7 protein-coding genes, 1 tRNA gene and 1 pseudogene are annotated in these 7488 nt (G+C 75.0%); 2 read left to right on the top strand and 7 right to left on the bottom strand.

Annotated features, from left to right (window positions below; translation table 11 throughout):
* Positions 1–534 (top strand): nuclear transport factor 2 family protein (locus tag TR48_RS10545; RefSeq protein ID WP_170183528.1); only part of this gene is annotated, 534 nt, incomplete at its 5' end.
* Positions 535–763: 229 nt separating this feature from the next.
* On the opposite strand, the gene TR48_RS10540 is transcribed toward TR48_RS10545, so the two are convergent.
* Both TR48_RS10540 and TR48_RS10535 read right to left on the bottom strand, forming a co-directional pair.
* Positions 764–1414: a nucleoside/nucleotide kinase family protein gene (locus tag TR48_RS10540; RefSeq protein WP_052442552.1), complete on the bottom strand. Its 651-nt coding sequence runs from the start codon at positions 1412–1414 to the stop codon at positions 764–766.
* Between the two features lie 77 nt (positions 1415–1491).
* Positions 1492–1565: transfer RNA gene (locus tag TR48_RS10535), tRNA-Lys, on the bottom strand.
* A 125-nt stretch (positions 1566–1690) separates the two neighbouring features.
* Here TR48_RS10535 and TR48_RS10530 point away from each other — a divergent pair.
* On the top strand, positions 1691–2569 hold the full coding sequence (locus tag TR48_RS10530) for a PhzF family phenazine biosynthesis isomerase (protein ID WP_042365768.1): 879 nt from the start codon (positions 1691–1693) through the stop codon (positions 2567–2569).
* 189 nt (positions 2570–2758) lie between these two features.
* Here the strand turns inward: TR48_RS10530 and TR48_RS10525 are convergent, their stop codons facing one another.
* From TR48_RS10525 to TR48_RS43070, 5 genes and pseudogenes are all read right to left on the bottom strand, one after another.
* The gene (locus tag TR48_RS10525) at positions 2759–3349 is read right to left on the bottom strand and encodes a bifunctional DNA primase/polymerase (RefSeq protein WP_084729167.1); all 591 of its coding nucleotides are present in this window, start codon (positions 3347–3349) and stop codon (positions 2759–2761) included.
* A 134-nt stretch (positions 3350–3483) separates the two neighbouring features.
* Positions 3484–3834: a DUF8844 domain-containing protein gene (locus TR48_RS10520; protein ID WP_042365767.1), complete on the bottom strand. Its 351-nt coding sequence runs from the start codon at positions 3832–3834 to the stop codon at positions 3484–3486.
* Between the two features lie 141 nt (positions 3835–3975).
* On the bottom strand, positions 3976–5346 hold the full coding sequence (locus TR48_RS10515) for an AAA domain-containing protein (protein ID WP_063770958.1): 1371 nt from the start codon (positions 5344–5346) through the stop codon (positions 3976–3978).
* Entirely contained in the window at positions 5343–6857 is a 1515-nt protein-coding gene (locus TR48_RS10510; protein WP_042365766.1) for a membrane protein, read from the bottom strand. The genes TR48_RS10515 and TR48_RS10510 overlap by 4 nt, the downstream gene beginning before the upstream one ends.
* A pseudogene (locus TR48_RS43070) lies at positions 6854–7488 on the bottom strand (hypothetical protein); the annotation flags it as partial. The gene TR48_RS10510 and the pseudogene TR48_RS43070, both read right to left, overlap by 4 nt.

Genomic DNA, 7488 nt, shown 5'->3' with positions numbered 1-7488 from the left:
TGGAGTCAGCGCGGTCGAGGGCCCGCGCAGTGGACCACGACCGTCCCCGCCGTCAACAGCGCGCTGCAGCGTGCCCGCGCGACCCTCGCGGGCGCGGGCGCGGGCGCGGGCGCGGGCGGCGGGCTCGGCGCGGTGCGGGAGCCCGACGACCCCGAGACGCGCGAGGTGATCCGGCGTTACGTCCGCGCGTTCGAGGCCGCCGACGTGCCCGCGCTGGTGCGGCTGCTGGCCCACGACGCGGTGCTGGAGATGCCGCCGGTCCCGCTGTGGTACCGGGGCAGCGCGGACTACGGCCGCTTCATCGAGCGCGTCTTCGCGATGCGCGGGGCCGGCTGGGCGATGCGGCCGCTCACCGCGAACGGCCAGCCCGCCCTCGCCGCCTACGCGCCGGATCCGCACGACGGCCTGAGGCTGCACACCCTGCAGGTCCTCACCGTCGTGGGCGGCCTGGTCACGTGCAACGTGGTCTTCGCCGACCCGGGCGTCTTCGCCTCCTTCGACCTCCCCGCGACGCTTGCCGCGCGGGAGCGATGAGCCCGGCCCGCTGCGGCCGGGCGCGAGCGATCGGACCGCCGCGGCGGTCGCGCTGGTCTGCGGCAGCGCCCCTCAGCTACGGCGAGCTGGACGGGCTGAGCGGCGGTCTCGCCGTCGCCCTGCGCGAGGCGGGGGTCACGGCGATCCCCACCTGCTTGTGCGGGCCCGCCCGGTGACTGCTCGTCTCCGGGCGCGGGTCCGGGCGCGGGCTGCCAGGGCTCGCGCGGGGTCAGCCGGCGTCGAGGGTGACGACCCGGACGTCCGGGCCGACATGGCCCTTGACCAGCTCGCCGTTCGGATGGTCGTTGGTGTCCACCCAGGCGCGCGCGGCTGCGGGGTCCAGGCCGCCGGCCCGCTGGCGCGCGAGCAGGCGCGCGTCGCGGACGGCGTCCGGGACGGCGAGGAACCACACGGCGTCCAGCTGCTCGCGGACCTCCGACCAGCCGGGGCCGCCCGCTTCGCCTGCTGCCAGGTAGTTGCCCTCGGTCACGATCAGGCGGGTCTCGGGGGTGACGACGTGGCGCGCCGCGACCGGTTCGTGGAGCGTGCGGTCGTAGTCCGGCACGTAGACCGGCTCCGCGGGCGCCGCCGCCCGCAGGCGTCGCAGCAGGGCGACGTAGCCCCAGACATCGAAGCTGGGTGCCGAGCCCTTGCGCGAGGCCAGGCCCAGGCGGACCAGCTGCGCGTTGGAGAGGTGGAAGCCGTCCATAGGGACGTACGCAGCGGCGTCCGGGCCGAGACGCTCGCACAGCGTGGTCACCAGGTGGACGGCCAGCGTCGACTTGCCTGCGCCGGGCGCGCCCGCGATGCCGAGCAGGAAGCGGCCACCGGGTGCGGGCATGAGCGTGGCCGCCGCGGCGACCGCCTGTTCCCTGTCCATCGGCCCTGCCACCCTGTCCTCTCCCGGAAACGCCGAAGGGCTCCCTCGTCTGGACGAGGGAGCCCTTCGGCTGTCTGTGCGCCGCCAGGGACTCGAACCCCGGACCCGCTGATTAAGAGTCAGCTGCTCTAACCAACTGAGCTAGCGGCGCCTGCTGACGTGGAAGACATTACATGAACAGCGCGCGAAACACCGAATCGGCCCCTTGCGGTACCCGGCGCACCACTTCTCGATCATGGTTGCCCCGGCGGCTCCGGCCGTGTCAGCGTGGACGCCATGACGACTCCCGGAACCTCCTCAGTCCCAGCCGCCGGCCCGGACGTTCTCCGGTACACCGCCTTCTCCGCGGAACCCTCCGGCGGCAACCAGGCCGGCGTGGTGCTGGACGCACGGGCGCTCGACGGGGACGCCATGCTCGCCGTGGCCGCCGAGGTCGGGTACTCCGAAAGCGCCTTCGTCACCGAGCGCGACGACGTCGCCCGCCGCTTCCGGATCCGCTACTTCAGCCCGCTGGCGGAGGTCGACTTCTGCGGCCATGCCACCGTCGCCACGGCCGTCGCCCTGGCCGAGCGGATAGGAGCGGGTCCGCTGGTCTTCGCCACCAACGCCGGAGAGATCACGCTCGACACCGGCAAGGACGCGACCGGCGCCGTCCGCGCCACCCTCACCAGCGTCCCCACCCGTACCCGCCCGGCCACCGACGTCGAGCTGGACCAGGCGCTCACCGCACTGCGCTGGTCGCGGGCGGAGCTGGACCCGTCACTGCCGCCGCACGTCGCCTTCGGCGGCGTGGAGCACCTCGTCCTGGGGGCCTCCACGCGGGAGCGGCTGCGCGCGCTGGACTACGACTTCGACGGCCTCGCGGAGGTGATGCGCCGTCACGGCTGGACCACCCTGCAGCTCGTGTGGCGCGAGAACGAGGAGCTCTACCACGCGCGCGACCCGTTCCCGATCGGCGGCGTGGTCGAGGACGCGGCGACGGGTGCGGCGGCCGCGGCCTTCGGCGGATATCTGCGCGAGCTCGGGGCGCTGCCTGCGGCGGGGACGTTCACCATCCGGCAGGGTGAGGACATGGGGCGGCCGAGCACGCTCACCGTCACGTCCGTGCCGGACACCGGGCGCATCCGCGTCTCCGGAACCGCCGTAAGGCTCTGAGACCGCGCCGCTCTCTCCGGGCCCGCGGAGGGCTCCGCCGGTCGGGCTGAGCCTCGGCCGTGCGCGAGGCGGATCGGCTGCGCGTGCCCGTGCCCGTGCTCGTGGGCATGGGCGTGGTGGTCGTGTCCGTGTCGGCCGGTCCGGCGGTCGCGGTGGCGGTGGCGACGGGCAACCCCGCGGCTTGGGGGCTCAGCGGTGCAGCGGCACCGGGCGCGCCAGAGGTTCGACCTCAGGCGGTGCGGCCTCCGGCCGTTCCGCGGGCCCGGTCTGCTCCGTGCCGCGCGGGACGTCGCGTGCGGCACGGACGCAGGCCCACAGCAGCGTGGAGGAGCCGGGCAGCCACGGCTCACGATCCTCCGGCGCGACGATCCAGCGCCCCTGGCCCTCGGGCGCGTCCAGCGGGCGCTGCAACGGCGGGACGGTGATCGCGTCGCCCAGGCCGTGGCAGAGCAGCGGCGGCACGTCGCGCGCCCACTCCTCCCAGACCAGCAGCGGGCGCAGCCGCGCCGCGGTGCCGGGCTCGGCGAAGACCAGGATCCGCCCGCGGAACGTCGCCACCGGGCCGCAGCCGGGCCCGGAGGACCAGAGCTCGTCCAGCACCTGCCGCCCGAACAGGCCCGGCATGTTGATCACGTCGAAGACGCGCCCGCACGGCAGTACCGTCGCCGCCCAGGGGCGCGACTCCCACAGCGCACGCATGCTCCGCGGGTACTCGCTCGCGGAGGCGAGCCAGGCCTCACCGGCCACGGTCACGTACTCGACGGAGTCGTAGGTCCACATGTCCACGGTCCAGCTGTATCGAGCCCGCGGATCGCGGGGCTCGGGAACGTCTGAATCCCGGACAGGGGAGGGGCGGACCGAGTACCATCCGCTGCCTTTGGCATATGGCGTTCGGCATATGCCAAAGAGCCGGCTCAGTCCACCGGGCGGCGCTGCTGCAGGCCGCGGCCGTACTCGACCATCTTCGCCGCGTAGTCCGGCGTCCAGTCCGCCGACTCGGCGATCTCGTCCAGGCTCAGGCTGTCGAACCGGCGCGGATCCGCGAGCTGCGCGGCGGCCAGCGCCTGGAAGTCGCTCGCCCTCTCGGCCGCCGCGCGGAACGCCAGCGTCAGCTCCGTCGCGCGCGTCAGCAGCTCACGCGGGTCCTCGATCGAGTCCAGATCGAAGAAGTGCTCCGCCTCCTGCTCCGCGAGCCCGGGCTCGAAGAGCAGCGGCGCAGGCCGGAGCCTCCGTTGCGGCGAGCGATCGGCCGAGGAGTCGGACATCGGAAACCTCCTGGTGCGACGAGGGGACGGTACGTGCCGACACTCCATTGTCCGGCCACGCCACCGCGTGAGGAACAGGGCGATGTGCTGCGGGTATTCCCCAGGACGCCGCTCGGCGGCGGATGAAGGACTGCGCCCCCCTCATCCCGCCGTCACCCGGTGCCGCCGGAGGTGCTCCAGCACCGCGTGATTGGCCTCCCAGCCGTCCGGGAACTTCGAGACGACGCCCAGCTGGACCGGCTCCGTGGACGGGTGGGCGTCCAGCAGTTCGGGGATGCCCGCGCGGGTGACCACGACGCATGCGTGCCGGTGCCGCGAGGCCAGCACGCACAGCCGGCCCGTCTCCAGGTGGAACGCCGTCGCGTCCGGGCGGCCGGACAGCGGGTGGAGCACCACGGTGACGTCGTACTCGCGTCCCTGAAGCCGGTTCGCGGTGTCGACGGTGACCTCCGTGACGCCGAGCGCGGCCAGCGCGCTCCGGACCGCCGCGGCCTGGTCGCGGTGCGCGGTGCCGACGGCGATCCGGTCCGCCTCGACGGGAGCCGAGCCCCGCTCGGAACGCGCCTCGCCGCCGCGGGCGAGCAGACGGGCCACCACTGCGGCGACCGCGGCCACCGCCTCCGGGTCGGTGCGGACCGTCAGCCGCGCCGGCAGCTCCAGCAGACCCCAGCCGGACTCCGCCGCGACGTCCAGCACCTCGTCCGCCGCGCGGGCCAGAGCGGGCGCGAGCCCCGGCGCAGGAGGCGGCGTCGGCGGGCCCAACTCAAGGCAGCGGTCGCCCGGTTCCGTGCCGGCGCGGAAGGGCGTGAACGGGTAGAAGGCGTCCGAGACCAACGGCGCGGCCGAGGCGGGGAGGCGCCACGACACCGGCAGGCGGTGCGGGACGATGCCCGGGTTGTGGGCGAGCAGCGTCACCACCGCGCTCTGCGACGGATCGTGGTGCAGACCCGCCCAGTCGTCCGTGCCGACGATGCTGAACGGGTCCAACTGGCCCGGATCGCCGACGAAGAGCGCGCGCTCGAAGAGCCGCGCCACCGCCAGCAACGCGTCCGAGCGCATCTGGTAGGCCTCGTCGACGATCGCATGCCGCCAAGGGTCGGTGTCCTTGACCCACTGCCACTTGGCGGCCGTGGCCACGACGACGGGCAGCTCCCGCAGGTCCGCCGCCTTGGTGGAGGCGACCACGCCCGCGTGGCGCATGGCGATCTCGCCGGGCAGGGCGTCGCTGCCGTGGAGACGGCCGACGGCGAGCCCCGGATCGGCCTGGGCCAGACGGTCCACCAGATCGTCGACCTGGCTGTTGGTCTGCGCGACGATCATCAGCCGCTCACCGGTGGCGACCAGCTCGCGCGCGGCCTTCACGACCAGCGTCGACTTGCCCGCGCCGGGCGGGGAGTCGACGACCGTGCCGCGTTCGCCGGCGTGGAGCGCCGAGGCGAGGATCGCGGCGACGGCCGCGTCGGCCTGCTCGCCCGGCGTCGGCGAAGCGGCCGGGGTGGGGAGCGTGGTCACTTGGGCGGCCCTCCGTGGGTCCAGGGCGTGTCCTCGGGATCGGGCAGCGGCGCGGACTGACGGGCCGACAGCTCGAACAGCGTGAAGCAGACCTGCTCGCCGGCCTGCGGCACCGTCCCCGGCTCCGGCTCCTTCTTGCGACCCATGCCGCTGAGCAGGCGGAGCGTCAGCAGCCCTGCCTCCGCGTCGAGCCGCACCAGCTCGGCCCGCTGTGCGGCGGGACCGCCCGCACGGTGCACCTCGCCGCCGGGATCGAGATGCGGGCGGTCCTCCGTTCGGACCGTCACCAGCGGGCGCGGCTTCGGGCTGCGCCCGCTCGTGTCGTAGGCGGGCACCACCTCGACGACCTCGCCCGCGAACGCCTGCCCCGCGAGCCGGTGCTCGGCCATGGCCAGCGGGTCGTCCAGCGCCTCCTCCAGATCCAGCCGGACCTGCTCCCGCTCGCGCTGTGCGAGCTTGCGCGCGGCCGTCACGGCGTCGTCGTGCAGCGGCTGCGGCGGCTCGCCCGCCGCGATCCGGTCGCGGTGGCCGGTGTAGGACCAGCGGTCGCTCTCCCAGCGCTCCACGACGTGGGGGGCCTGCGGCAGCGTGCGCAGCAGGTCGACGCCCTGCCAGACCTGGTGCCAGACCGGCAGCAGCACGGACTCCAGCAGCGCCTCGATCTCCTGCGCGCGGGCCTGCGTCAGCCGCTCGTCCTGCGCGGCGCGCGCCGCGTCGTAGCGGGTCACGGCGGGGGAGAGCAGCAGGCTGTCGAAGGCCGGATCGGTGGTCGGACCGGCAGGCGGCACGAGCAGCTGGCCACGCTCGTCGCGACCGTTCTCGGCCCGGAGCGCGGCCTGCTCCCCGTGCTCGCCTGGCGGCGGGGCGATCCAGGCGAGCAGCGCGCCCAGATGCGCGTCCTCCAACGAGCTCTGACCGGTGGCCCAGTGGCGCGAGAGCGTGGTCGTGAGCGGCAGCAGCAGCGACGAACCCGGCACGTTCGAGCGCTCTGACAGGTGCGTCAGCCAGCGGCCGAGCAGCGGCACCCGGGCGGGCACCGGGTACGGGCCGGGGTCGGCGTCCTCGGCCGTGCGCCGGAACCGCGTGGACCGCCCGAACAGCCCGAGCAGCTCCATCGCGCCCGGGTTCGGCACGACCAGCTGCGGCGCGTCCGCGCACAGCTCGCGCACCTCGACCGTCTTCTCGCCCGACTCCGGGTCCTTGACGGACCGTTCCAGCAGCTCGACGTCGGCGCCGAAGCTCTCCAGGTAGGGGAGCAGCTCGTCGCCGAGCCGGGCCAGGAAGGCGAAGCGAAGGTCGCGGTCGAGCGGCTGGGGCACCGTCAGCAAGCACGGATGCTCCCGGTCCTGCCCGAGCAGCACCGCCAAGGGCGCGCCCGTCTCGCCCGCGGCCGCGAGCGGGACCAGCACGAACGGCCGCTCGGCCAGATGCCTGTGCCGCACCGTCGCCAACGGCTGCGCGACGCCGGCGCGCACGGCCTCCAGCCGGGCCAGCGTGGTGAGCAGGCTCATCGCGCCAACGCCTCCTCGCGCAGCCGGGCCGCCCGCGCGAGCGCGCCGTCGCCCGCCGTCGCGCCCAGCGCGGCCGCCACCGTCGTCAGGCTGCCCAACTCCCCGCGGACACCGCGTCCCAGCACCTCCACCGCGCCCGCGGCCCGGGCCTGCGTTCGACAGTGGAACGCGAGCTCGCACGCGGCCAGGCACTCGGGCGCGTACGCGTGCGCGAGCGTGTCGACCGCCTCCGGCGCCTCGTCCAGCCGCACCGTCTCCGGCAGGGCCGACAGCAGCGTCTCGATCCGCGTCATACGCGCCAACTGGCGCCGCGTCACCCCGAGCTGCTTGCGCAGGTCCAGCGGCGCGGCGACGGCGACGTTGGAGAAGTCACGGGGGCACACCAACAGCCCCGTCGTCCGTACGGCCCCGGCGAGACCCTGGGGCTCGGCGTACGGGGAGACGGGCGCGGCCGCCCCTGCGGAGGAGGCCGCCGCCGGGCCACCACCGGAAGCGGTCCCGCCTGCCGCGGCGCCACCGGCGTCGGGCGCGGTCGTGCCCGGGAGCTCTGCTGCTGCGGCCGTGGGGAGGCTCGACGCCACGCCGCCCTGGGCGGCGGCCGCGTGGTCGGCGGCGTGGTGCGGGGCGTCCG

The sequence above is a fragment of the Streptacidiphilus neutrinimicus genome (assembly GCF_000787815.1).
GTDB classification, from domain to species: Bacteria; Actinomycetota; Actinomycetes; order Streptomycetales; family Streptomycetaceae; genus Streptacidiphilus; species Streptacidiphilus neutrinimicus.
Note: the sequence above shows the minus strand (reverse complement) of the source record. Positions and strands in the feature narration are given on the sequence as shown.